The organism is Dictyoglomus thermophilum H-6-12, assembly GCF_000020965.1.
Lineage (GTDB): Bacteria > Dictyoglomota > Dictyoglomia > Dictyoglomales > Dictyoglomaceae > Dictyoglomus > Dictyoglomus thermophilum.
The window spans coordinates 963,474-987,634 of sequence record NC_011297.1 but is presented as its reverse complement, the minus strand read 5'-3'; the positions used below and the strand labels follow the sequence as shown (position 1 = coordinate 987,634).

General features: G+C 33.8%; 26 protein-coding genes. 3 read left to right on the top strand and 23 right to left on the bottom strand.

The window, feature by feature from the left end:
• Positions 1-64: 64 nt before the first annotated feature.
• From DICTH_RS04865 to rapZ, 7 genes are all read right to left on the bottom strand, one after another.
• A complete protein-coding gene (locus DICTH_RS04865) occupies positions 65-1,630 on the bottom strand; it encodes an ABC transporter substrate-binding protein (protein WP_012548169.1) in 1,566 nt (521 codons plus the stop codon).
• Between the two features lie 30 nt (positions 1,631-1,660).
• Positions 1,661-1,882, bottom strand: coding sequence for a preprotein translocase subunit SecG (secG, locus tag DICTH_RS04860; protein ID WP_012548001.1), 222 nt, complete (start codon positions 1,880-1,882; stop codon positions 1,661-1,663).
• A gap of 21 nt (positions 1,883-1,903) precedes the next feature.
• A complete protein-coding gene (tpiA, locus tag DICTH_RS04855) occupies positions 1,904-2,653 on the bottom strand; it encodes a triose-phosphate isomerase (protein WP_012547325.1) in 750 nt (249 codons plus the stop codon).
• A 23-nt stretch (positions 2,654-2,676) separates the two neighbouring features.
• On the bottom strand, positions 2,677-3,033 hold the full coding sequence (locus DICTH_RS04850; RefSeq protein WP_012547968.1) for a roadblock/LC7 domain-containing protein: 357 nt from the start codon (positions 3,031-3,033) through the stop codon (positions 2,677-2,679).
• A 25-nt stretch (positions 3,034-3,058) separates the two neighbouring features.
• Complete coding sequence (locus tag DICTH_RS04845) at positions 3,059-4,249, bottom strand: phosphoglycerate kinase (RefSeq protein WP_012546923.1); 1,191 nt, start codon at positions 4,247-4,249, stop codon at positions 3,059-3,061.
• Between the two features lie 74 nt (positions 4,250-4,323).
• The gene (locus DICTH_RS04840; protein ID WP_012548706.1) at positions 4,324-5,292 is read right to left on the bottom strand and encodes a gluconeogenesis factor YvcK family protein; all 969 of its coding nucleotides are present in this window, start codon (positions 5,290-5,292) and stop codon (positions 4,324-4,326) included.
• A 1-nt stretch (position 5,293) separates the two neighbouring features.
• Positions 5,294-6,178 carry an RNase adapter RapZ gene (gene rapZ, locus DICTH_RS04835; RefSeq protein WP_012547604.1) on the bottom strand — a complete coding sequence of 295 codons (885 nt, stop codon included), beginning with the start codon at positions 6,176-6,178 and terminating at the stop codon, positions 5,294-5,296.
• Between the two features lie 82 nt (positions 6,179-6,260).
• On the opposite strand from rapZ, the gene DICTH_RS04830 reads away from it, so the two are divergent.
• The gene (locus DICTH_RS04830) at positions 6,261-8,198 is read left to right on the top strand and encodes a transglycosylase domain-containing protein (RefSeq protein WP_012548474.1); all 1,938 of its coding nucleotides are present in this window, start codon (positions 6,261-6,263) and stop codon (positions 8,196-8,198) included.
• Positions 8,199-8,200: 2 nt separating this feature from the next.
• Here the strand turns inward: DICTH_RS04830 and hisIE are convergent, their stop codons facing one another.
• From hisIE to DICTH_RS04785, 9 genes are read right to left on the bottom strand one after another with little or no spacing between them, the layout of a single operon-like run.
• Positions 8,201-8,827 carry a bifunctional phosphoribosyl-AMP cyclohydrolase/phosphoribosyl-ATP diphosphatase HisIE gene (hisIE, locus tag DICTH_RS04825; protein WP_012547727.1) on the bottom strand — a complete coding sequence of 209 codons (627 nt, stop codon included), beginning with the start codon at positions 8,825-8,827 and terminating at the stop codon, positions 8,201-8,203.
• Complete coding sequence (hisF, locus tag DICTH_RS04820; RefSeq protein ID WP_012548082.1) at positions 8,809-9,567, bottom strand: imidazole glycerol phosphate synthase subunit HisF; 759 nt, start codon at positions 9,565-9,567, stop codon at positions 8,809-8,811. Before hisF ends, hisIE begins: the two co-directional genes overlap by 19 nt.
• Positions 9,557-10,285, bottom strand: a complete 729-nt coding sequence (locus DICTH_RS04815; RefSeq protein WP_012547225.1) for a 1-(5-phosphoribosyl)-5-[(5-phosphoribosylamino)methylideneamino]imidazole-4-carboxamide isomerase — start codon at positions 10,283-10,285, stop codon at positions 9,557-9,559. Before DICTH_RS04815 ends, hisF begins: the two co-directional genes overlap by 11 nt.
• Positions 10,279-10,887, bottom strand: a complete 609-nt coding sequence (gene hisH, locus DICTH_RS04810) for an imidazole glycerol phosphate synthase subunit HisH (protein ID WP_012548274.1) — start codon at positions 10,885-10,887, stop codon at positions 10,279-10,281. Before hisH ends, DICTH_RS04815 begins: the two co-directional genes overlap by 7 nt.
• Positions 10,881-11,441 carry an imidazoleglycerol-phosphate dehydratase HisB gene (hisB, locus tag DICTH_RS04805; protein WP_012548418.1) on the bottom strand — a complete coding sequence of 187 codons (561 nt, stop codon included), beginning with the start codon at positions 11,439-11,441 and terminating at the stop codon, positions 10,881-10,883. Before hisB ends, hisH begins: the two co-directional genes overlap by 7 nt.
• On the bottom strand, positions 11,422-12,498 hold the full coding sequence (gene hisC / locus DICTH_RS04800; protein ID WP_407919138.1) for a histidinol-phosphate transaminase: 1,077 nt from the start codon (positions 12,496-12,498) through the stop codon (positions 11,422-11,424). Before hisC ends, hisB begins: the two co-directional genes overlap by 20 nt.
• Positions 12,495-13,745: a histidinol dehydrogenase gene (gene hisD / locus DICTH_RS04795; RefSeq protein ID WP_012548329.1), complete on the bottom strand. Its 1,251-nt coding sequence runs from the start codon at positions 13,743-13,745 to the stop codon at positions 12,495-12,497. The genes hisC and hisD overlap by 4 nt, the downstream gene beginning before the upstream one ends.
• A complete protein-coding gene (gene hisG / locus DICTH_RS04790) occupies positions 13,729-14,352 on the bottom strand; it encodes an ATP phosphoribosyltransferase (protein ID WP_012547808.1) in 624 nt (207 codons plus the stop codon). Before hisG ends, hisD begins: the two co-directional genes overlap by 17 nt.
• Positions 14,353-14,366: 14 nt before the next feature.
• Positions 14,367-15,323 (bottom strand): ATP phosphoribosyltransferase regulatory subunit, encoded by a 957-nt coding sequence (locus DICTH_RS04785; protein ID WP_012547035.1) that lies wholly within the window; start codon positions 15,321-15,323, stop codon positions 14,367-14,369.
• Positions 15,324-15,420: 97 nt separating this feature from the next.
• On the opposite strand from DICTH_RS04785, the gene DICTH_RS04780 reads away from it, so the two are divergent.
• On the top strand, positions 15,421-17,496 hold the full coding sequence (locus DICTH_RS04780) for a phosphodiester glycosidase family protein (RefSeq protein WP_012547299.1): 2,076 nt from the start codon (positions 15,421-15,423) through the stop codon (positions 17,494-17,496).
• Here DICTH_RS04780 and DICTH_RS04775 read toward each other — a convergent pair.
• From DICTH_RS04775 to DICTH_RS04765, 3 genes are read right to left on the bottom strand one after another with little or no spacing between them, the layout of a single operon-like run.
• Positions 17,483-18,004 (bottom strand): CDP-alcohol phosphatidyltransferase family protein, encoded by a 522-nt coding sequence (locus DICTH_RS04775; RefSeq protein WP_236608285.1) that lies wholly within the window; start codon positions 18,002-18,004, stop codon positions 17,483-17,485. The genes DICTH_RS04780 and DICTH_RS04775 overlap by 14 nt on opposite strands.
• Positions 18,005-18,009: 5 nt before the next feature.
• Positions 18,010-18,972 carry an ROK family protein gene (locus DICTH_RS04770; protein WP_012548593.1) on the bottom strand — a complete coding sequence of 321 codons (963 nt, stop codon included), beginning with the start codon at positions 18,970-18,972 and terminating at the stop codon, positions 18,010-18,012.
• A gap of 10 nt (positions 18,973-18,982) precedes the next feature.
• A complete protein-coding gene (locus DICTH_RS04765) occupies positions 18,983-19,579 on the bottom strand; it encodes a hypothetical protein (protein ID WP_012547571.1) in 597 nt (198 codons plus the stop codon).
• Positions 19,580-19,710: 131 nt separating this feature from the next.
• Between DICTH_RS04765 and DICTH_RS04760 the strand changes: the two genes are divergently transcribed.
• Positions 19,711-19,935 (top strand): FmdB family zinc ribbon protein, encoded by a 225-nt coding sequence (locus DICTH_RS04760; RefSeq protein ID WP_041723218.1) that lies wholly within the window; start codon positions 19,711-19,713, stop codon positions 19,933-19,935.
• 10 nt (positions 19,936-19,945) lie between these two features.
• Here the strand turns inward: DICTH_RS04760 and DICTH_RS04755 are convergent, their stop codons facing one another.
• From DICTH_RS04755 to DICTH_RS04740, 4 genes are read right to left on the bottom strand one after another with little or no spacing between them, the layout of a single operon-like run.
• Positions 19,946-20,704 (bottom strand): class I SAM-dependent methyltransferase, encoded by a 759-nt coding sequence (locus tag DICTH_RS04755; RefSeq protein WP_012548253.1) that lies wholly within the window; start codon positions 20,702-20,704, stop codon positions 19,946-19,948.
• On the bottom strand, positions 20,691-22,550 hold the full coding sequence (gene mnmG / locus DICTH_RS04750) for a tRNA uridine-5-carboxymethylaminomethyl(34) synthesis enzyme MnmG (protein WP_012548185.1): 1,860 nt from the start codon (positions 22,548-22,550) through the stop codon (positions 20,691-20,693). The genes DICTH_RS04755 and mnmG overlap by 14 nt, the downstream gene beginning before the upstream one ends.
• A complete protein-coding gene (locus DICTH_RS04745; protein WP_012547479.1) occupies positions 22,537-23,559 on the bottom strand; it encodes a glycosyltransferase family 4 protein in 1,023 nt (340 codons plus the stop codon). Before DICTH_RS04745 ends, mnmG begins: the two co-directional genes overlap by 14 nt.
• 2 nt (positions 23,560-23,561) lie before the next feature.
• Positions 23,562-24,155 (bottom strand): ANTAR domain-containing response regulator, encoded by a 594-nt coding sequence (locus DICTH_RS04740; protein ID WP_012548320.1) that lies wholly within the window; start codon positions 24,153-24,155, stop codon positions 23,562-23,564.
• Positions 24,156-24,161 lie beyond the last annotated feature (6 nt).

Sequence of the window (24,161 nt, the reverse complement as noted above, 5' to 3'; positions counted from 1 at the left end):
CTCCTTTCTCATACAATATAAAGAGGGAGGAGATCTTTCTCCTCCCTCAAGTTTTTATTTCAAACTACTTTTTAGAAAGCCAAACTACTCTATATCTTACTCCAGAAATTCCCGTTAGAGGATCTAAATAGAGACCATTTACCCAAGGTTGATAAATAATTTGAGATATGTAGTAATAGATAGGAACTATTGGACAATCCTCAAGAATTATCCTCTCAGCCATTTCATAGTATTTAGCTCTTACAGACCAAAGAGTCTCAATTCTTGCTTTGTTTGTATACTCATCTACTTTATCATTCTTGTAGAAGCTATGGTTCCCTTCAGGGCCAAAGTTGGCAGAGTTGAAAAGAACCCATAAGAAGTTATCAGGATCAATATAATCAGCCACCCATCCAAGTCTATAAACAGGGAGTTCTCCTTTGTCAAGCAAATCAAGATAAACTGCCCAATCATAATTTTGTAATTTAGCTTTTATTCCAATCTTCTCTAAATCTGCTTGAATTGCCTCCATGATTCTCTTGTGTGCTACACTGCTATTGTAATATAGCGTTATTTCAGGAAGTCCTTTTCCATCTGGATATCCAGCCTTTGCAAGGAGTTTTTTGGCTTCTGCTACATTGTAGCTAAACTTTTCTTTTGCCCAATCATAGTTAGCTTTACTAAAGCCAGGCATAGATGGTGGTAATATAGTATAAGCTACTTGAGCCCTGTTTCTTCTAATAACCTTTACTATAGCCTCCTTGTTTATAGCACGAGCTATGGCTTGTCTCAAATATTTGTTATCAAGAGGTTTTTTCTGGACATTAAACCCTAAGTAGTATATACCAATAATAGGTTTTTCTAAGATGTATGGCTTATATTTAGGATCATTACTTACTCTATCCCATTCGGGATCTGGAATAGTAGTTACATCAAGTTGACCCTTTTCAAAATTCATAAAATCAACGTTCTCATCTGGAATTATCATCCATTCAATACCATCTAAATATGGACGCCCACGGAAATATTTTGGATTTGCCTTTAAACTTATTTTTACATCATGTTTCCATTCATTGAACATGAAAGCTCCAGTTCCTACAGGCCTGGTTGCAAAGTCTTTTCCAAGCTTCTCTACTTCTTCCTTAGGCACTACCCAGAAGCAAGAGTATGTCAAAGTAGAAAGGAACGGCGCAAAAGGTCTCTTTAAAGTAATTACTAAAGTATATTTATCTTTAGCTACCACATCTTTTATTGGTTCTGCAAAGCTTGCTCTTGGAGAAGCGGTTTTTGGATCCATAACTCTCTTAATAGAATAAACAAAATCTTCTGCTGTAACGTTCCTACCATTATGGAAATATACGTTATTATTTAAATAGAAAGTATAAACAGTACCGTCTTTAGAAATACTCCATTTTTTAGCAATTGAACCTACAACTTTACCGTTGGGATCGTATTCTACCAAACCATCAAAAATTTGTCTTGCTACCTCATCAGAGGCAGTATCAGTTATCATTGCAGGATCAAGAGTGGGTGGATCATTAACAAGACTTCTTCTTAGCACGCCACCATATTGAGGGGTATCAGCAGAAGAAACTCCTGCAAATAAGAAAATTAAAAAAACTAACAAAAACATTAAATAGACTTTACGCATCCTCGCAAACCTCCCCTTTCTAATTTTTTATTAATGAATAACAAAGATAAGCACAGATGTAATCATAAATAGCACAGCAAGAACAACGGTAGCTTGTTTTAACCCTTTTTCCATCTGCCTCTTTGCCTTATAAAAGGTAGTCTCTCCACCCCCAATAAAACCTAAACCTTCCCCCACCTCTGACTGAAACAAAATTACTGCTATCATACCTATGGAGACTAAAAAGTGCAAGATATAAAGAACAATAGTCATATTATCTTCTTCACCTCTTTTCTAACTTTTTACTATGTTCCAAAAAGACTGTGGCTTTAAGCTTGCTCCACCCACCAAAGCACCATCAATCTCATTTTGAGATAGGAATTCGGTAATATTTTGGGGATTAACACTACCACCGTACTGAATTCTAATTTTTTGAGAAACTTCTGTATCATACATTTCAGATATTATCTTTCTTATTAAACCTGCAACCTCATTAGCGTCTTCGCCCTTTGCAGAATGGCCTGTTCCTATAGCCCATACTGGCTCATAAGCTATAACAATTTTTTCCACGTTTTCTTTTTCTAAACCTTCCAAACCTTCCCTTACTTGTTTAGTAATAACTTCTTCTGTTTTCCCTCTCTCTCTTTCTTCCCATTTCTCTCCCACACAGAAAATAGGTATCAAACCATAATTAAAAGCAGATTTTATTTTCTTATTTATCATCTCATTAGTCTCAGAAAAATAATTTCTCCTTTCAGAATGTCCTATTATAACATAGGTACAGTTCAAATCTTTAAGCATTATGGGAGAGATTTCTCCAGTATATGCTCCTTCTTTTTCCCAAAACATATTTTGAGCCCCTAATTTAATAGCTGTATCTTTAAGAAGTTTACTAGCTACATATAGAGAGGTAAATGGTGGGCATATTACAATTTCCTTTTCCTCATATCCTTTTGAAAGTTCTATAAATTCTTTTATAAAACTCTCAGTCTCTGCACAAGTTTTGTACATTTTCCAATTTGCAGCAATAATTTTCCTCCTCAATTTCTTCCCTCCTAACAAGATATTTATATTAACCTAGCCAGCTGAAAAGCACACTTCTTAATTCCTATCCTAATCTTTCCTAAATTCGCCCCCTTACTGGAAACTACCACCAATATAGCAGGTTTTCCTTCTAATGGTACTATAAATACAGCTCCATCCTCAAATATTATAACCATTTCTCGGGTAGACCCCTTAGCAAGCTCCATTCCTATCATTTCTGATGCTCTCAAGCTTCCAGAAGCTACTGCTGCTAATGATTCAGTATTTGATCCATCTTTCGCTACACTTTCGATAAGAAGACCATCATCACTTACAAGAACAGAAACTTGTACTCCATCTAATCTTGAAATTTCTTCTAATGTTTCTCTTATACTAGCCAACTTATCCCCCTCTTTTATTTATTAACTATTTATCTTGTAAAACCGCCACCCCTGGCAGTTCTTTTCCTTCTAAGAATTCAAGAGATGCTCCACCACCTGTAGAAATATGAGTGAATTTATCTTCTAAACCTAACATTTGTATGGCTGCGGCGCTGTCTCCTCCCCCTACAATGCTTATACAATTTTTGTTTTCAGCTATAGCCTCTGCTATCCTACGGGTACCATTTGCAAAAGCTGGAATTTCAAATATCCCCATAGGCCCATTCCAAATTATTGTTCTTGCTTTTAAGATTTCTTCTCTAAAAAGTTCAATAGTCTTTGGTCCAATATCAACTCCAATATCGTCCTTTTCAAATTTATCCACGTCCTTTATAGAAGTAGGAGCATCCTCTTTAATTTCTTTTACTACCACAGCATCTTTAGGAAGTAAAAACTCAACTCCCCTCTCCTTTGCCATATTCATAATTTCTTTTGCAAGTTCAAGCTTATCATCCTCCACAATAGATTTACCTGTTTCATATCCAAGAGCTTTTAAGAAAGTGAACATCATTCCCCCACCAATGAGAAAACCATCTACTTTAGTCATTAGATTCTTTATTACTCCTATTTTATCTGATACCTTCGCTCCTCCAAGAATGCATATAAAGGGTCTTTCTGGAGATTCCAATGCTTTCCCCATAATCTCAATTTCTTTCTTCATTAAAAGTCCTGCAACACCAGGAATATATTGAGCAACTCCCGCGGTAGAAGCATGAGCTCTATGAGCAGTTCCAAAGGCATCATTTACATATAAATCAGCAAGTTTTGCGAGTTTTTTGGCAAATTCTGGATCATTTGCTTCTTCCTCTTTGTAGAATCTTATGTTTTCTAATAATACCACATCTCCCTCTTTCATATTTGAAATTTCTTTTTCGACCTCTTCTCCAATACAGTCATTAAGTTTCTTAACGGGTTTACCAAGAAGCTCACTTAACCTTTTAGCTACAGGGTCTAATCTTAAATCGTCCTGAAATCCCTTAGGTCTTCCAAGATGAGAAACCAAAATTACTTTTGCACCTCTATCTATTAGGTACTTTATTGTTGGTAAAGCTTCTCTTATTCTCCTATCATCAGTAATGACTCCATTTTTTATAGGTACATTAAAATCAACTCTAACAAGGACCCTTTTACCCTTTAACTCCTCATCTTGTAAATCCAAAATTGTCTTTTTAGCCATTAATAAAGCCTCCCTTCCTTTATAGATTTATATTATAGAAGTATACAATCTTTTGTCAATTTTTAAAACTCCTTCTATTTTATAAATTTTTTAACTACAAAATCTGCTACTTTAAAGGAATCATGCCTTATCAGATCACTATCATTTATAAAATCCCCAGACAAAATATTAATATTAAAATTTTCAAGATTTTCAAAATCCGGTTCTACAAAGTCTGCACCCCTCTCCCTATATTTTCTCAGGACCTCTTCAGAAGGCTTTTTTGTGTTCACTAAAATATAATTGATAGGATTAAATCCTAAATGTTCAATAATTGCTCTTAAGTGGTCTGATGCTTTATAACCTAAAGTTTCTCCAGGTTGAGTCATGACGTTACATATATACAGAATATTCTTTTTATCACTAACTTCTTTCAAAACTTCCTGAATTTCCTTTAGCAATAGATTGGGAATTATACTAGTATAAAGGCTCCCTGGCCCTATTATAATCAGATCTGATTTTTCTATAGCATTTATAGCTTCAAGTGTTGCTGATATTTTTACGTCTGGATCTACAGGCAACAATTCTATTCTTTTAATCCTGCTTCTCCCATAAGAAGAAATAGAAGTTTCTCCCAAAATCACAGTTCCATCCTCAAAATAAGCCTTAAGCTTTACCCTATTTAGAGTTGATGGCAATACCCTTCCCCTTATAGCAAGCACCTTACTGGTCTCTTTAATACCTAAAAGAAAATCACCAAGAATTGCTGCCATTGCCACTAGAAAGAGATTCCCAAAAGAGTGTCCTTTTAAATCGCCATTAGTAAACCTATATTGAAATAACTTTGCCATTAAAGACTCCTCATCAGCTAAAGCCACAAGACAGTTTCTTATATCTCCGGGAGGAAGCACTCCTAAATCCTCACTTAGTTTACCAGAACTTCCCCCATCATCACTTACAGTTACAATGGCATTTAAATTTAATTTATATCTCTTTAGACCTCTCAATATAGTAGAGAGGCCGGTTCCACCACCTATAACTGTCAAGGTTTTTTGCTCTTCCATATTACTTTGCAATATTCCTGTCTTTATCTACATCTCTATGAAAAAGATGGGTATTATATTTTTGAGATAAGTAAGAGAAAATCTCGTCGGCTATTACTACAGCCCTATGTCTTCCACCTGTACAACCTATAGCAATATTAAGAATATTTCTTCCCTCTTCTTGATATAAAGGTACTAAAAAGTCAAGAAGATTTTTCACATATTCGATGAAATCTCGAGCTTCCTTTTTACTCAATACAAAATTTTTAACCTCTTCTGCTTGGCCTGAAAATGGTCTAAGTTTTGGATCATAAAAAGGATTAGGCAGAAATCTCACATCAAAAACCAAATGAGCATCAATAGGCAAACCATATTTGAAACCAAAAGATGTTATAGTTATCAGAAAATTAGACTTAACTGATGAATTAAATGAGCTCAATATTTTCAATATATTGTCTTTAAGATCCTTTAATGAAAATTGTGAAGTATCAATAATATCTGTAGCAAAGGTTTTAATTTCTTGAAGTCTCTCCTTTTCAAGTTTAATGCTTTCAAGAATAGTTTTTCCTTCTCTTAAGAGCGGATGTATTCTTCTTGTCTCATTATATCTTTTAACTATTACTTCGTCATCAGCTTCTAGAAAGAGTATCTTAAACGGAATATTTTTAGAGTTGATTGTATCTACCATTTCTTTGAAATCTTCCAAAAAGTTTTCAGTACGTATGTCTATTACTACTGCAAGTCCAGAAATTTTACCATTCGTAGCTAAACATAAATCAATAAGAGTAGGCACCAATTTAGGAGGTATGTTATCTACACAGAAAAAACCAAGATCTTCCAAAATCCTTAATGATTGAGACTTTCCAGCACCTGATAATCCTGTTATTATAAATACTTGAAAATCCATAATCCACCTGTAAAATTGAATTTTGATTTTATATAATACTATAATATCATATTTTTCAGAGGAGGAAACAATTTTAAGGGATATGAAGAATAAATATGTTAAGGAGATAGCCTTAAGCAAAAACAAAAAGAGAAAAACCCTCTTATATGTCACACTAGGCATTCTTAGTGTTCTATTAATTTCATTAATTGGAGGATCCATTTATGTGTTAATGGTGATTAGAGACATTCCACCTATAGATAAATGGATGGAGATTAAACCTAGTCAAACTACTATAATATATTCTATAGATAATAAGATTTTAGGTAGATTATACAAAGAGAATCGCATCTATGTTCCCCTTTATAAAATATCTCCTTATCTTCAACAAGCAGTTGTGGTTTCAGAAGACAAAGAGTTTTATACCCATTCGGGAGTAAGTATAAGAGGACTGATAAGAGCAATTATTGTGGATCTTCTCCACTTAGAAAAGAAACAAGGAGGAAGTACTATTACTCAGCAAGTAGCAGAATTACTTTTCTTATCTCCAGAAAGAACTATAAATAAGAAAATTAAGAAGATCTATATAGCTATTAAATTAGAAAAATTCTTCACTAAGCAACAAATTCTTGAAATGTATTTAAATTTGATATATTGGGGACATGGCACCTACGGGGCAGAGGCAGCTTCACAATATTATTTTGGAAAAAGTGCTTCTGAATTGACCATACCCGAGGCTGCATTACTTGCGGGTATAATTCCTGCTCCTGAAAATCTTTCTCCTTATAAAAATCCTGAAAAAGCCTTAGCTTTGAGAAATATTGTAATTGAAAAGCTATATCAGGAAGGCTATATAAACCAAAGTGAGTATGAAAAAGCAATCAAAGCACCCCTCGGAGTAATAAAGAGAGATAATAATTCTTCTACTCAAAATATTGCACCATATTTCTTTAATTATGTATTAAAAGAGCTTATAAATAAATTTGGAAAGGATATGGTATATGGTGGCGGACTTAAAGTATATACAACTTTAGATACAAACCTTCAAAGCTATGCAGAAAGTTCATTAAAGAAGATTATTAGTCAATACGGAAAGAAATATAAGGTAAGTCAAGGAGCCTTACTTGCCATTGATCCCAATACCGGATATATAAAGGCCTGGGTTGGTGGAATAGACTATTCAAAAAGCCAGTTTGATAGAGTATCCATGGCAGTAAGACAGCCTGGATCAGCTTTTAAGCCCTTCGTTTATTTAACTGCTCTTCAAAAAGGATTTCAACCATATGATCTTATAGAAGAGAGGGAAGTAACCTATACTTTTAACAAAAAGGAATGGAAACCCAAAAACTATGATGGAAAGCTACATGGAACTGTCACACTTCAAGAAGCTTTAGAAAATTCATATAACATAGCTACAATTCTCTTACTTGAAGAGATAGGAGTTGGCGATGTAATAAGAAATGCACGAAGATTAGGCATAGAAAGTCCTCTTGAGCCAAGTCTTGCCCTTGCCTTAGGGACTTCTGGCGTTACCCTTTACGAACTTGTAAGAGCTTATTGCGGTTTCGCAAATGGTGGTAATAGAGTTACTCCCATAGCCATTTTAAGAGTTGAAGATTCAAAGGGTAATATTATATACAACAGTACTCCAGAAATTGTTCCAGTCATAGAAAAAGATGTAGATGCGACTCTTGTTAAGATGATGAAGAGGGTAATTACCAATGGAACCGGCAAAAGAGCAAATATTGGAAGACCCGCAGCAGGGAAAACAGGCACTACCGATGATTATAGAGATGCTTGGTTTATTGGATTTACTCCTGATCTTTGTGCTGGCGTCTGGATGGGTAACGATGATTATACTCCAACAAATAAGGTTCCTGGAGGGTTACTACCTGCAATGACATGGAAGGAATTTATGCAAAATGCTCTTAAAGACGTACCTCCTAGAGAATTTGACTTTCTAATAGAAGAAAAAACAGAAATACCACAAGGACAACCTAATACAGAGCAGAATCAAAATCCAACATACACCTCGCCATAAAATTATTTATGCCTCTTAATTAGCTCTTCGATGATTTCTCTTAATTCTGCGTCTTCTTCCACCAAAGAGATTAGAAAATGAAATGTTAAGTCTGCTCCCTCATATAAAAATTCATCCTTATTTCCTTTCATCCCAGCAATTATTGTTTCAACAGACTCTTCACCTAATTTTTGTAAAATTTTTTCCTTACCTTCTTTAAAAAGTTTTGCAGAGTAAGATCCATCTGGAAGCATTTTTTTCCTTTCTTTCAAAAGATTTTCAAGATAAAAAAGAAAACTTACTCCACCTTTTAGAGATCTATAAAAACAAGAAAAATTTCCTGTATGACAAGCAACTCCAATTTGTTCTACAATAAGGAGTAATGTGTCTTTATCACAATCTACAGCTATATCTATAACCTTTTGATAATTACCAGAAGTTTCCCCTTTATGCCATAAGGTTTTTCTACTTCTACTATAATACCAAGCTTCGCCTGTTTCTATTGTTTTCATTAAAGCTTCCTCATTCATATAAGCATGCATTAAAACTCTTCCTGTTTTGTAATCTTGTACTATTACAGGAATAAGCCCCTTTTCGTCGAATTTTAAATCTTTAATTAACTCCTCAATCTCTAATCTAATCTCACCCATATGCCCTTCTCCTTTAAGTATTTTTTAACTTCAGGAATAGTATAGGTACCAAAATGAAAGATTGAAGCAGCAAGAACTGCATCAACTCCTATTTTTAACGCTTTATATAAATCCTCTAAGGATCCCGCGCCACCAGAAGCTATCAATGGAAGATTAGAATAATTCAAGGCACACTCAAGAAGTTCATAGTCATAACCAGAAAGATGACCATCTGCATCTATACTAGTTAAAAGTATCTCACCAGCTCCTCTTTTTTCTACCTCAACTATCCAGTCTTTAAAATCAATGCCAGTAGGAACTTTCCCTCCTTTTACATAAACTTCCCAAGATTTTTTTCCTCTTTTCTTCACATCTATAGCCACCACAAGACATTGGCTTCCAAATTCCGAAGCAATCTGATTTATAATATCGGGATTTTCTACGGCTGCAGTATTTATTGAAACTTTATCTGCTCCCGCCTTTAAAAGTTTTCTTACATCTTCTATATTTTTTATACCTCCACCCACAGTTAAAGGCACAAAAAGCTCGGATGCTACTTCTGTAACTACATCTACAAAAGTTCCTCTTCCCTCTTCACTAGCAGTTATGTCAAGAAGTACTATTTCATCTGCTCCTTCCCTCTCATATCTTCTTGCAAGTTCCTTAGCATCCCCAACAATTCTGATATTTACAAAACTTGTTCCTTTAACCACATTCCTTCCAATAGTATCAAGGCAAGGAATTATTCTCTTAGCTAGCATCTATGATCTTCTTTGCCTCCTCCCAGTTAATTTTTCCTTCTAAAAGAGCTCTACCTATTATTATTCCTTTTATTCTTCCTGTATTTTCAGAAAGATCCTTTATTTTTATAACATCTTCAATAGAGGAAATACCTCCTGCTATCCACACATCATAATCATGGAGAGATAAGAAATTTTTAATATTTTCAAGATTTACCCCTTTAAGGGTACCATCACGAGATATATCTGTAAAAATTACTTCTCTTACTTTAAGAAGGTCAATTTTTCTCTTTATATCTCTCCATTCTATAAAATCTTGCCATCCCTTAATTCCCACTTTTCCATCATACCAGTCTATACTTGGAATTATTTTGTTTTCATATTTTGAGAATAGATCTAGAAGATAATCCAACTCCATACCTAAAATACTGCTCACAATAACTCTCCATACCCCCCAGCTTATGGCCTCTTCGATTTTTTCTCTACTCCTATAGCCTCCTCCAACCTCTACAGGAATAGAAACGCTTCTTACTATATCTCTTACTATACTCTTGCTTTCATCATTAGCATCAATAGCACTCTGAAGGTCAATAAGATGAAGCGCTTTTGCTCCTTTCTCCTCCCAATATTTAGCAAGATCTAACGGATTATTAAACTCAAGAACTATTTTTTCCTTTTTACCAGTCTCCATTCTCACTACCTTATGTTTATATATATCAATTGCAGGAATAATTAGCATTTTTTAATCTCCTCCAGAAAATTTTTTAAGAATTTTATTCCTTTACTACTACTTTTTTCTGGATGGTACTGTACCCCAACTATATTATCCTTCATAATAAAGGATGGGAAAGTTACACCGTACTCTGTAAGTCCATATACAATATCCTCTTCTGTATCTACATAATAAGAATGGACAAAATAAAAGAAAGAATTATCGGGTATATCCTTAAAAAGCATACTCTCCTTTTCTAATTTCACCTCATTCCAGCCAAGATGCGGAATTTTGTCAACAGGAATCCTTCTAACCTTACCCTTAAAAATACCAAGCCCAGGAATGCCTGGAGCTTCATCGCTTTCTTCAAAAAGTATCTGCATACCAAGACAGATCCCAAGAAAGTATTTTTCTTTCAAAAGTTCTCTCAAAATAACATCTTTATTATCTTCTCTTAACTTAATCATTGCTTGTGAAAAATTTCCTTGTCCAGGAAAAACAAGAAGATCCGATTTTTCCCAGTCTTTATAATCGCCACTTACCACCGGCTCAAGACCAATATACTTAAAGGCTTTAACTATACTAAATAAATTTCCTCCTGCATAATCTATAATAGATACCTTCACCATATCTTTCCTTTCGTAGACTTAAGATTAGATACTTCTTTTGATGCCTCGCCTAAGGCAAGCCCCAATGCCTTAAAAATGGCCTCTTCAACATGATGCAAATTTTCTCCTGACAGTATCCATATATGTAAGGTCATTTGAGAATTATTGACAAACCCTCTTAAAAATTCCTTTATAAGTCTTCCTTTTAAAATCTCTTTATCATCCTTTATCTCAAGATAAGGTCTTCCACTTATATCAACCACCACCATAACCAAAGCCTCATCCATAGGAATAACCTTGTTAGAGAACCTTAAAAAACTTGACTTAAGAATTGCACTGTTAAATGCTTTCCCCAACGTTATTCCTGTATCTTCTATGAGATGATGTGGATCTACTTCTATATCGCCTTTAGCATTTATCTCTACATCCCACCCTGCATAAAAACATAGGGTAGAGATAAGATGTTTATAATATGGAATAGGAAAATCTCCTAAAAATGACCCTTCGCCATCAAGATTTAAAGCTATCTTTACATAGGTTTCTTTAGTTTCTCTTTCAATCTCCGCCCTTCTCATAACACACCTCTTTTAAGATCTTTATAAAAACATCATTCTCCTTTATATCTCCAATAGAAACCCTAAGACAATTTTCAAGAAGAGGTTCTTTACTGAAATCTCTTAGTGCAACCCCTTCTTCCTCACAACTTTTTAAAATTTCCTCTCTTTTTCTAGACCTAAACAATATAAAATTTGCCTCTGAAGGATAGGGAACTATATCTTTTATATTTTTCATCTCTTCAAAAATTCTGTCTCTTTCTTCCTTTATTACTTCTATTTTTTCTTTTAATAAGGGCCACTTATCGATTAATTTTTCTCCTGCTATTTGAGTAAATATATTTACATTATAAGGTAGTTTGAAATTATTTAAATAATTCACAATTTTAGGATTAGAGATTAAATATCCAAGCCTTATGCCTGCACCTGAAAAGGCCTTAGAGAAAGTTCTTAAAATAATTATATTAGGGAAATTCTCTATATAGGGCAAGAATGTTAATCCAGAAAACTCATAGTAAGCCTCATCTATTAGTATGATCCCTGGAAAATCTTGAATTTTTTCAAAATCATCGCTTTTTATTAAAAAATTTCCAGTAGGATTATTAGGATTAGTAAGTATAAGAAGTTTAGGATTATATTTAAAGTAATCCCTAAGCATATCAAAGTCTAAAGAGAAATCTTCTTTGTTTAGTAATATTTTTATTATTTCTACTTTTTTTTGCTGAAGAATTTTTTCATATAAAGGAAAGGTAGGGACAGGTAATATAACTTTATCTCCCTCTTCTATAAATCCGTTGACTATCACCTGAATTAATTCTCCAGAGCCAGTTCCTACTAAGATATTATCAGCAGAGAAGCCCAAAAAATCTGCCAACTTAATTCTCAATCTTAAAGATTGACCATCGGGATATCTATTCCACGGAGTTTTTAACAGTTCCTCAATTATCTCTTCCTTTATCTCCTTAGGAACGTCATAAGGATTCTCATTTCTTGAAAGCTTAATGGGCAAATCAGGGACATTAACTTTATAACCCACATAATTATTTTTTAAAAGTTTATCTATATTCAAGTTTTTCACTCCTCTCCATAATTTCTCAAACTTTTTTCATGCATATAGAAACCTTCCTCTCTTGCTATTGTACTACCATATTTTGCAAGTATTTTTTGATCCTGAGTAGAGAGCTTTACAAAGCTGATCCTTTTAAGAAAAGAGTTTACCGAAAGTCCAGAAGAGAATTTTGCAGAACCACCAGTAGGCAAAATATGACTTGGACCAGCAATAAAATCGCCAAATATGGAGGAATGATTTATGAATATAGCACCTGCATTTTTAATATAAGGAATATATCTCTCTCCGAAAGGATCGATTATCTCAAGATGTTCTGGCCCAATCTGATTTATTAAATTAATTGCATTCTTCTCATTCTCTTCAATAATTAAGAAGGAATTTTTTAAGGACTCTTTTAAAATATCCCCTCTTTCCGAATCTTCAACTTCCTTTTTTATTAATTCCAACAAATCATAAACTAAATTTTCTGATACAATAATCCATCCTCTATCGTAAGGAGAATGCTCTAACTGAGCTAAGAAGTCACATACAACCTTTCTCAGATTTAAATCTTTATCATAGTTGACCCAAACTAATACTTCGCTTGGCCCAAAAATCCCATCAATATTTACATCTCCAAAAACCTTTTTCTTAGCCAAAGCCACATATAAATTTCCTGGACCTATGATCATATCTACCTTAGGAATAGATTCTGTACCATAAGCAAAGGCTGAAATTGCATGAGCACCTCCAAGTAGATATAATTCTTTTATTCCAAGAATTCTCAAAGTATAAAGCAAATTTTTATCATCCCTCTTGGACGGAGGTGTTGTTACATAGAGATTTTTAACTCCAGCAATAATTGCAGGAACAAGTCCCATAACTACGGTAGAAGGATAAGAGGCTCTACCACCTGGCACATAAAGAAGTACGCTATCAACAGGCACAACTAACTGTCCAAAAATACTTTCGCCATCTTTATAAAACCAAGAATTTTTGTACTCATGCATGTAGTAATTTTTAACTCTTTCAATCATTACTTTGATCGCTACAGCAAAATCAGTAGATAAATCAATATCAGGAACATTGATTTTAAAGCCATATTTTCTAGAGTCATAGTTGTCATATCTCAAAGAAAAATCATAAAGAGCTAAGTCTCCCTTAGTTTTTACCTCCTCAATTATAAATTCCACATTTTTTTCTATCTCTTTGATTTTTGAATCCTCTATTCTTAAGAAATTAGGGTCAAAATCTTTTCCTCTAATTACATTTATCATTTAATTTTCTCACCTCTTTTACAAAACTTAATATCTCATCTCTAAGATACACAAAACTTGCCACATTTGATACCAGGCAGGCAGAAGATTCAAATAAGACTTCCTTAATTTCGAGACCATTTTCTTTTAAAGTCTTTCCTGTTTCTACTATATCCACAATAAAGTCTGATATATTTAATATTGGACCCAGCTCTACTGAGCCATTAAGTTTAATAACTTTAATTTTACTCCACTTATCTTCAAGAAACTTTCTTGCGATGTTTTCGTATTTTGTGGCAATCTTAATCTCTTTACCATTTTTTTCTAAAGAGATATGTGGATACCCTGCTATAACCATTTTACAGTAACCAAAAGGCAACGATAGTAAATTAACTAAATTTCTTTCTTGCTCTAAAATTACATCCCTTCCAATAATTCCCAGATCTACAACTCTTTCCTCTACATATAGAGGAAGGTCCCAAGGCTTCGCAAGAAATACCTCAAACCTCTCACCACGTATTCTTAATTTACGTCCCTTTTCTTCGTCCAGAAGCTTCTTATCAAAGTTTCTCAAAAAATCTAATGTTTGTTCAAGCATTCTACCTGTGGGAATAGCAATTCTTATCATTTTAATACCTCTTATTAATTATTAGGAATAAATATAGAGACTATACCTTTCTCTCTTTCTCTCTTCATATCTTCATAAATCCTAATGAAATCATCATCAAAACCCATAAAGTATTTAGCACTTTCTTCAGGCATATTCTTATTAACTAATCCTAATAAATTCTCTTCAACAAAAGCAAACCCAAATCCATATAAAAGCTCATTATATTTATTCTTCTCAATATAACTTCCTCCGCCCCCCAACGCCAGTTTAGCATTTTTCAAATAAACCTCAAAGATAATACCATCGTAATACTCATAGGGTCTCATTAAAGCTGGATTCATCACAATGTTACTTTCTTTAAAACCCAATTTAATTAGATTTTCTATAAAACTAAGCAAAAGCTTTAATCCTTCCTCTATTAAAGGATTAACGAAATTAATAGAACTATCATAATAAAGAAGATTTATAACTTCATTTCTAATTTCGCTGGTAATTTCCAAATTCTCTAAAAAAGACACATAATCTCTCTTTATGAGATAACCCTTCAAGACCTTGATCCTTTCTTTGTCTTCTATCAACTTCCAGATAGGCTCCCATATTCTTGTGTTTCCAAGCTCGATAATGTAATCTTCAATATTTAATTCATCAAATATCTCCTTAATAATAAGAAGAACCTCCAAATCCCTCCAAATAGAAGGCCTATAAACAAGTTCCCATCCAATCTGATAGTTTTCCTCTACTTGACCACCATTCAATTTAAAAATTGGACCCATATAAAACATCCTTTTAGGAGTTTTCTCATATCTTATCGACTTTAATATCTCTCTTGTAATTTCTGGCCTTAAAGCCAAAAACTTTCCATTCTTCTCAAAATAAATAAGGTTTTTTTCTCCCCAAATATCCTCGTATAGGATAGGGATTCTTACCTCGTTATATCCCCAAAGTTCAAGTTTTCTTCTTATAACTTTCTCAAGATTTTCCCTCTTCATATTATCCTCTTTATTTCTTTAATAATTTAAAGTAAAAAAATTATATAATCATTAGAAATTTTTGTCAATAGAAATTTTTAAGGTTATAATTTTTACCATGAAGAGGAGAAAGATTAAAAATCTTTTTTTAATTGCATACTTTTTATTACTAATTTCTCAAACTTTTAGTGCTGAAAGATTTAATATAGCACCAACAGCTATTTACGAAAAAATTGTAACAGATAACTTAACCTATCACGTAACAAAAATAGAACCTGATCCTTTCTTAGAGATGGAAACAATTGTTTCTCAAAATAAACTTTCTGAAGTTTATAAGTATGAGAGTTATGATCTCATAATAAATGGCAATTTCTTTGATCCTAAAACCTTTGAACCTGTTGGTTTGGTTGTTAAAAACGGAGAGTTAATTCACCTTCCTATAAAAAGAGGAGTCTTTGGACTTACCTTTGACAACAAACCTATTATAGATATATTTCAGATCAATTTAAAAATAAAGATTGGTGAAAACATTATACCCGTAAATGCCATAAACTCACCGAGAGGTTCAGATAATCTAAACTTATTTACAAAATATTTTGGAAAAGAGACTCAAATTCGAGAGAATGCTTCTGCTGGAATTGATATAGAAGTAGTTCTTAAAGATAAAATTCCTTCTTTGGGAAAAACTAGCGGTATAGTATCAAACATCTATTATGGAGTTAAGAAAACCCCTATAAAAGAAAATACATGTATCATATCTCTTGGTGGTACAGCTCTAAAATATCTCCCTCTCTTTTCTATAGGAAAAGAGATTGAAATAATTACTGAGTGTAACCCTCCAATACCTCTAAAGGAGGCTATAGGTGGCGGACCCATACTCCTAAAAAATGGAGATATAGTACTTGGAAATACTGACGAACTGGCTTTTGATAACAACATCGTAAATTCAAGGCATCCGAGAACCATTATAGGGATAAAGAATAATAGTATATATTTTATTGTCATAGAGGGAAGAAAGGAAAATTCCGCAGGTGTATCCCTTAAAGAGGCATGTGAAATTTTGAAAGAAATGGGAATTAATGATGCCATAAATATGGACGGGGGTGGATCAAGTCAAAAATTAATATGGGGTAGATTGGTAAACCAAAAGGTAGAAAGACCTGTACCTGTAGCCTTTGGGATTAAAAATATGTATCCTTATACCCAACCCAAATATTTAGCCTTTAAGGAAAACGAGGATATTTATATCAAAAGGGGAGACAAGGTTAAGTTAGAATTGTTACTCCAAGATGAAAACTATCATACTTACCCGATTGAAAATTCAAATTTAACTTGGACCATATCAAATCCCATAGCAAACTTTGATACTAATACTTTTGTACTAGAAGGGAAAGATTTAGGGGAAGCCTTACTTACTGTAAATATGAATGGACTAAGTGCAAGTAAAAAAATTTACGTATGGGACTTTACTGCTTTAGAAATTAGTGTAGATGAGGAACAGATTTTCTTAGGAGATACTTTTAATATAAAGATCTATGCCATTGATAACTTTCTCAGAAAGACCGAGCTTCCTATTGATAATTTGAAATTTGATCCAAATTTCCTTACAAGGGATGGTAAAAAGTTTACTGCGATAAATGTTGGAAAAACAAGACTTGAATATACTTTAAATAATTTGTCAATCTCGTTACCCATAGAGATACTAAGTAGGAGTAACAAAATTTTTGAAGACTTTGAGAATGACAAAAACTGGGTTATAAAAGGTAAAGGCTATGATATAAATTCAACTACTTATACTTTAACTAGTGATTCTTATTCCGGTAAGAGTGCCCTCCTACTTACCTATTCCTCTCAAGAGAACAATTCTTTTATATACCTGGAAGTAAATATTCAAGTACCCGAAGACAAAAGCAAGTTCTCTATAGCCTTAAAAGGTGTTGGTGAAGGTTGGATAAGAGCTTTATTCTATGATAATGAAAAACAACCATGGGTTATAGATATTACAAATTCTTCTAATTTTAATTTTTCAAATTGGACTATTTTTGAGAGAGATTTAAAAAATCTAAAACCTCTTATCAACAAAAACCTTACTTATCCCGTATTTCCTATTAGATTAGATAGTATTTACATTGTTGGTCTTAACCCTACGGGAATAAAAGGTAAACTACTAATTGACACAATTAGCTTTTATTAGTCTTAAGAGATCTTAAGTAATATAAGAGATAGTCCATCCCAGCCATCAAAGAAAGAACTAAGCCTATCAGAAACACAACACTTGAAAAAGAAATGTTTAAAAGAGCCATTAAGATGGATATAGAAATTAACACCATTGCTAATTTACCATAAATTTTAGACGATATAATCTCAACACCCCTTATTAGGAAGAAAAAACCTACTAAAAGCATTATAAGTTCTTTAATAAAAAGAATTAACACTCCCCATAATGGAAAAATAGCCTTTAAACCCAGATATATTAAACTTATTATAACGATAATCTTATCTGCCAATGGATCTATTATTTTACCGAGATTTGAAGTTTGATTTAGTCTCCTTGCTAAATAACCATCCAATATATCACTTATAGCAGCAACTCCATAAAGAATTGCCGCTATAAATAAGTCATTCGTCAATAGGAAATATGTATAAAAAGGTATAATTGCTAATCTTATTAAAGTTATTATATTAGGCAAAGTCATAATCATATTGCTCATCTATATAATACTAATAATGCAGCCCCTATTCCTCCCGCATCTTCACCAAGCTCTGCCCACGAAAAAGTAACCTTATCTCTAAAACTTGGTAAAACTCTTTTATAAAACTCTTCTTTCATAGGCTTTCCTATATATTCTCTCACGTTTGCTACTCCACCACCAATTACAATCTTCTCAGGATCTATAATATGAACATAATTAGCAAGGGCAATGCCTAAATAATACCCTGCATAGTTAAAAATATCAACTGCCAACTTATCTCCTCTTTCTGCTGCCTGATAGATAATCTTAACAGTTACCTCATCCAAATTACCATTACAGAGTTCCCATATTAAACTGTTAGGATATTGGGGTAAGATACTCTTTGCATACTTTTCTATACCAGTTCCAGAAGCTATAGCCTCAATACATCCCCTATTACCACACCCACAGACAGGACCATCGGGAAGCACTGTTGTATGACCAAATTCACCTGCCATTCCATGAGCTCCAATCCAAAGTTTACCATTTAGCACAATACCCGAACCTATACCTGTACCAAGAGCTACACAAATCATAGTTTTTGTTCCTCTTCCTGCTCCTACTAACCACTCTGCCCAAGCAATCAAATTAACATCATTTTCTAAATAGACAGGTACATTAAAAGTCTCTTCCAGCTCTTTTCCTAAAAGAACTTCTTTTTTCCACTCATCTCCTAAATTGGGAGCATATAGGGTAGTTTTCTTATCTCTATCCATAAGGCCTGGAAACCCTATTCCTATTCCTTCGATCTCTGTTATTTTTAATCCTGCCTGATTCAGTACATTATCGATCATACTCTTAATTTTGTTTATAACATGATCCTTACCCTTCTCTGACTCCGTAGGTTGCTTATCTCTTCCCAAAACCTTTCCTTGATCATCAACAAGAAGTACATTTATTTTTGTTCCTCCAAGATCAACCCCAACAGCCTTACGCATAACTACCTCCTTATCTTCCTATAATAAATTCAAAATCATATTTCCTAAATGATTTCTCCCAAAATACTTCGGGTATTATAAATCTCAAGGGATATCTGTAATAGGGAGCATAAAAAGCTAAAATCCCACTAACCCTTGCTCCAGGAAATACTTTTCCATCCTTAAACTTCAAAAGTTCATAAGTTCTAATTAGTTCCATAATTTCTTTCTCTGTACTACTATCACTACTTAAAGAGATTGAAAAACTAGGAGGCTCATTGCTGCTAAAGGAAAATTCAAAGGAGACTTTTGGAGCATTCGAGCTTTGATAGTAAAATTCTCTTATTGGTACATACTGTCTTCCAGTATAATCTATTAACACTGACTTACTCAAAGGATAAATCCAAACACCCTCGTTAGAGTTATTTATTACTTCTAAATTTAAGACTATTATATCTTTAGCCAAACTATACCATTTAAAATCTCTTATTATCTCAACATTTATAGTAACATCATCTTTAGTGATACTCTGCGGAAATACCTGAAGGGGTTTTATACATCCTCCAATAAACACAATTAAAAGTAGACTAAAATAGAAAAAAACTAATCTCTTTTTGTGTATTTTCATACCTATTAACACCTCTAAAAAGTTAATAGTTTCATACTAATACATTTTAACCTAAAATAAGTATTCTTGACAATAAGGCTATAAGAGATTAAAAAAATATGAGGGAGAAAAACAAAAAGGAGGTGAGAATTATGCCCATATATGAATTTGAATGCGAGAAATGCCATGAAAGGTACGAAATCATGACTAATATTGGAGAAGATCTACCAAAAACCTGTGTGAAATGCGGGGGAAACCTCAAGAAGATATTCTCCCCAGTAGGAATAGTCTTTAAAGGATCAGGGTTTTATACTACAGATTATAAGAGAAAAAGTTCTGAATCCGAAGGTTCTAAAAACTCAGAGGGGGAAAAATAAAATTTCCCCCTTATTTTTTTACTCCTACCACAATTAAACGTCTTGAAGCCACATGAAACTTCTTTCCATCATAATCACCAATAAACCTTTCCACCCTAAACCCTTTTTCTTCTAAAACACGGGCTATTTCACTGGCTGTATACAAGTATATCTTCCTTATAAATTCTTTTTTAGTATTATTCTTTAAGTCAAATACAATTCTATTTGATATGTAATATCCAGATTCTGGCTCAAACTGATGCTCCGTTAATAAAATATAATCATTAAAAACATCCCAAGAATAAGGAATAAAGTATCTCAACAATGCATCTCTATTCTCAATATCTATCAGAAATCTACCTCCTTTTTTAAGTACATTGTAAACTTTCTCTATTGCTTCCTTATCTTCCTCATAGGTTGAAAGCCCAAAACTAGTATATAGAGAAAAAACCACATCAAACTTATATCCTAATTTTTCTATATCTTTATACTCCATCACGTAAAACTCTACATTAAAAACTCTATCCTTTTTGGCCTCCTCTTTAGCAATCTCAATCAAATCCTCAGATCTGTCTATTCCTATAGTTCTATAACCTCTTTTGCCAAGCTCGAGGGTATGTCTTCCAAAACCACATCCAAGATCTAAAATAAGATGTCCACGCTTAATAGAAAGTATAGATTCAATAAAATCCACCTCTTTGCGTGTTCTTTCAGGGGTGAGATGTTTTGCAAGATACGTATAATAATCTCTACTAAAATATATATCTCGCCAATCTCTATTTTCTTCCATACTTTTCCCTAAGATAATACAACAATATAGTCAAATCACCCGCATTAACTCCTGAAATTCTCATGGCTTGACCAAAAGTAGAAGGTCTTATTTTCTCAAGTTTTTCCCTACCCTCTCGAGATAGATGTGGTATCTCCCCATAGTTTATATCTTCAGGAATTTGCAGGTTTTCATATTCTTGAAATTCTTTTACTTTATCCAACTCTTTCTTAATATAACCCTCATATTTGATGTCAGTCTCTACTATCTCTCTCCACTTTTTAGGAAGATCTCCTGATAAACCTACTTTCTCTAAGTCCTCATAAGTTATCTCTGGCCTTTTAATTATCTGGATTAGAGGTACAGGTTGAGTAATTGGATTAGTTCCTTTGTCTAAAAGAATGTAGTTTATATTTTCGGGTTGTACCGACAACTTCTCAAGTCTCCTCTTCTCATACTTTATTTTTTCCATTTTTTCTTGAAACATTTTCCACATATCTTCCGAGATCAGACCTAACTTGTAAGCTTTAGGAGTAAGCCTTTGATCTGCATTATCAGATCTTAATAGTATTCTGTACTCTGCCCTTGATGTTAATATCCTATAAGGCTCATCCACGCCTTTTGTAACCAGATCATCTATAAGAACACCTATATACCCCTCATCTCTTCTAATTATTAAAGGCTCCTTACCAAGGAGACTCAAGGCTGCATTTGCACCTGCTATAAGCCCTTGAGCTGCAGCTTCCTCATATCCTGTGGTACCATTTATTTGTCCAGCAAGATATAAGCCTTTTATCTTCTTAGTTTCAAGAGTTAACTTAAGTTGATGAGGATAAACAATATCATACGCGATAGCATAACCAGGTCTTATCAATTCTACCTCCTCAAGACCTGGAATACTTCTCAGAATCTGTATCTGAATATCCTCAGGAAGACTTGTATATATGCCTTGTACATATATTTCTACAGAGTTTCTTCCTTCAGGTTCAAGAAATACCTGATGAGTTTCATGATGAGGGAACCACACATATTTCTCCTCTATTGACGGGCAATACCTTGGCCCTTTTTTCACCATCCCCCCAATTCTTGAAGCCGTCAAATGGATATTAGCAAGCACAATCTCTTTAGTCTTCTGAGTAGTCCTAGTAAGATATGAAGGTACCTGATCCCTTGGCTCTGGCTCTTCCCAAAAAGAGAAAGAATGAAGCTCTTCATCTCCAGGCTGAATCACGGTTTTACTAAAGTCTATAGTTCTCTTGTCAACTCGTGGAGTAGTACCTGTATTAAATCTTCCCACTTCAAGTCCTAATCTTCTTAATGCATCTGAAAGCCCCACAGAAGGAAACTCATTCATTCTGCCTGCAGGCTTAGACCAAGTACTTATATGGATTACCCCATTCATAAAAGTACCAGGAGTTATCACTACTCTCTCTGCATAAAACTCCTTTTTGGTGGACAAAATAACTCCTTTTACTTCATCATTTTCTACGATCAAATCCACAACTTCTCCTTGATAAACTTCTAAATTTTTAATAGACTCGAGAAATTCTCTCATTTTTGCAGGATAGACCCATTTATCTACTTGAGCCCTTAAAGCTCTTACAGCAGGTCCCTTTGAAGTATTTAGCATCTTAACTTGAATCATGCTTCTATTGGTTATTCTTCCTGTAAGACCTCCTAAAGCATCTATCTCCATAATGAGATGTCCTTTACCAGGACCTCCCATAGCAGGATTACAAGGCAGCCACCCCACAGTATCATAATTCATGGTTATCAATAACACCTTTACACCAAGACGAGCAGCTGCGTAAGCAGCCTCGCAGCCAGCATGTCCTCCTCCAACAACAATCACATCATACCTTTCCATTTCTCCTAACCTCTAAAACCCCAAGTTTTTTAAGAATAAATAGGATTAAAAATAAAGTACCGAAAAGTAAAATAGCAGAAATATACGGGTCTTGCAATAAGGAGATTATAATTGCAAGTAAAGACATACAGATAGTTATTAGATAAATAAATGCTATACTTTGCTCTGTTTTCATACCAATTCTTAAAAATCTATGATGAAGATGATCCTTATCATATTTCCAAGGAGCCCTACCTTCAAGTAATCTTCTTATTATAGAAAAGGCAGTATCAAGAACAGGAAAACCAAGAACCACAATAGGAAAAAATAAATTAATAATAGTACTAACCTTCAAAACTCCAATTATAGATATCGCTCCTAAGATAAAGCCTAAAAACATCGCACCCGAATCTCCCATAAATATAGAGGCTGGAGGAAAATTATAAAACAAAAAACCTAATACGCTACCTAAAATACTCGAAAGCAGCAACGCCATTTCAAACCTACCCAAAAGAAGAGAAATTATAAGAAGAGAAAAAGAGGAGATAACAGCCACACCACCAGCAAGTCCATCAAGCCCATCTATAAAGTTCATTGCATTTGTAATTCCTAAAAGCCATACAAAGGTTATTACATCAGCCCAAAAGCCTTTGATTATAATTTTAGTGTAAGGAATTCTCCAAACATCCACTCTTACACCTATGAAGACTGCTATTAATACTGCTAAAAAGGTTAACCAAAACTTAGGCTTAGGTTTCAACTCTACGAAGTCATCCAGAAGCCCCACTAGGAAAACTAAAAGCCCCCCAAATATAATTTTTTCTACAATTAATGATTTATTAAAAAGTACATTTACGATTAAAATACTCAAGAAAAATGCAACTCCACCAATTCTTGGTATAGGTTTTAAATGTACCTTCCTATCATTAGGAATATCAACTGCCCCTACCTGATAGGCAATTTTTTTGACCCAAGGCGTAAACAAAATAGAACCTATTAGAGATAGTACAAAGGTCAATAAAGCCATCATTTTTATTTTTCCTTCTTTTCCTTTAGCTCATACGCTAAAATTATAGCTTGGGCAATTTCCTTCATGGGTTTTCTCTTATCCATGCTTGCCTTCTGAATCAATCTAAAAGCCTCATGCTCTTTTAAACCTTCTCTATCCATAAGAATTCCCTTAGCTCTATCTACTAATTTCCTAGTTTCTAAAGCATCTTTAAGATCTTCAACCTCTTTCCTTAAAAGCTGAAATTCTTTAAATCTTGCAATTGCAATCTCAATGGCGGGGAATAGATCAGACTCCTTAAACGGCTTTACAATATAGGCTACCACTCCTACTTCCTTAGCTTTTTCCACCAGCTCTTTGTCAGAATAAGCTGTTAAAAAAATAATTGGTGCTATATTCTCTTGGGTCAAAATCTTTGCTGCCTCAATTCCATCTAAATTAGGCATTCTAATATCCATTATGATCACATCTGGTTTTAATTTTCTCGCAAGCTCTATTGCCACTTGTCCATCAGAAGCCTCACCCACCACTTCATAACCTTGACTTTCCAAAATCTCCTTTAAGTCCATTCTAACTATAGGTTCATCTTCTGCTATCAATACTCTTACAGCCTTCATATTTTC

Excerpts from the sequence above, each read along its gene's own strand:
- DICTH_RS04815 (WP_012547225.1), bottom strand. The coding sequence starts at position 10,285 with ATGCTAATTATTCCTGCAATTGATATATATAAACATAAGGTAGTGAGA.
- DICTH_RS04780 (WP_012547299.1), top strand. The coding sequence starts at position 15,421 with ATGAAGAGGAGAAAGATTAAAAATCTTTTTTTAATTGCATACTTTTTA.
- hisH (WP_012548274.1), bottom strand. The coding sequence starts at position 10,887 with ATGGTGAAGGTATCTATTATAGATTATGCAGGAGGAAATTTATTTAGT.
- hisD (WP_012548329.1), bottom strand. The coding sequence starts at position 13,745 with ATGATAAATGTAATTAGAGGAAAAGATTTTGACCCTAATTTCTTAAGA.
- DICTH_RS04765 (WP_012547571.1), bottom strand. The coding sequence starts at position 19,579 with ATGAAAATACACAAAAAGAGATTAGTTTTTTTCTATTTTAGTCTACTT.
- DICTH_RS04845 (WP_012546923.1), bottom strand. The coding sequence starts at position 4,249 with ATGGCTAAAAAGACAATTTTGGATTTACAAGATGAGGAGTTAAAGGGT.
- secG (WP_012548001.1), bottom strand. The coding sequence starts at position 1,882 with ATGACTATTGTTCTTTATATCTTGCACTTTTTAGTCTCCATAGGTATG.
- DICTH_RS04740 (WP_012548320.1), bottom strand. The coding sequence starts at position 24,155 with ATGAAGGCTGTAAGAGTATTGATAGCAGAAGATGAACCTATAGTTAGA.
- hisB (WP_012548418.1), bottom strand. The coding sequence starts at position 11,441 with ATGAGAAGGGCGGAGATTGAAAGAGAAACTAAAGAAACCTATGTAAAG.
- DICTH_RS04840 (WP_012548706.1), bottom strand. The coding sequence starts at position 5,292 with ATGGAAGAGCAAAAAACCTTGACAGTTATAGGTGGTGGAACCGGCCTC.
- mnmG (WP_012548185.1), bottom strand. The coding sequence starts at position 22,550 with ATGGAAAGGTATGATGTGATTGTTGTTGGAGGAGGACATGCTGGCTGC.
- DICTH_RS04755 (WP_012548253.1), bottom strand. The coding sequence starts at position 20,704 with ATGGAAGAAAATAGAGATTGGCGAGATATATATTTTAGTAGAGATTAT.
- DICTH_RS04865 (WP_012548169.1), bottom strand. The coding sequence starts at position 1,630 with ATGCGTAAAGTCTATTTAATGTTTTTGTTAGTTTTTTTAATTTTCTTA.
- DICTH_RS04770 (WP_012548593.1), bottom strand. The coding sequence starts at position 18,972 with ATGCGTAAGGCTGTTGGGGTTGATCTTGGAGGAACAAAAATAAATGTA.
- hisF (WP_012548082.1), bottom strand. The coding sequence starts at position 9,567 with ATGCTAGCTAAGAGAATAATTCCTTGCCTTGATACTATTGGAAGGAAT.
- hisIE (WP_012547727.1), bottom strand. The coding sequence starts at position 8,827 with ATGGGTGAGATTAGATTAGAGATTGAGGAGTTAATTAAAGATTTAAAA.
- DICTH_RS04830 (WP_012548474.1), top strand. The coding sequence starts at position 6,261 with ATGAAGAATAAATATGTTAAGGAGATAGCCTTAAGCAAAAACAAAAAG.
- rapZ (WP_012547604.1), bottom strand. The coding sequence starts at position 6,178 with ATGGATTTTCAAGTATTTATAATAACAGGATTATCAGGTGCTGGAAAG.
- DICTH_RS04760 (WP_041723218.1), top strand. The coding sequence starts at position 19,711 with ATGCCCATATATGAATTTGAATGCGAGAAATGCCATGAAAGGTACGAA.
- DICTH_RS04785 (WP_012547035.1), bottom strand. The coding sequence starts at position 15,323 with ATGAAGAGGGAAAATCTTGAGAAAGTTATAAGAAGAAAACTTGAACTT.
- DICTH_RS04775 (WP_236608285.1), bottom strand. The coding sequence starts at position 18,004 with ATGATTATGACTTTGCCTAATATAATAACTTTAATAAGATTAGCAATT.
- DICTH_RS04745 (WP_012547479.1), bottom strand. The coding sequence starts at position 23,559 with ATGATGGCTTTATTGACCTTTGTACTATCTCTAATAGGTTCTATTTTG.
- hisG (WP_012547808.1), bottom strand. The coding sequence starts at position 14,352 with ATGATAAGAATTGCTATTCCCACAGGTAGAATGCTTGAACAAACATTA.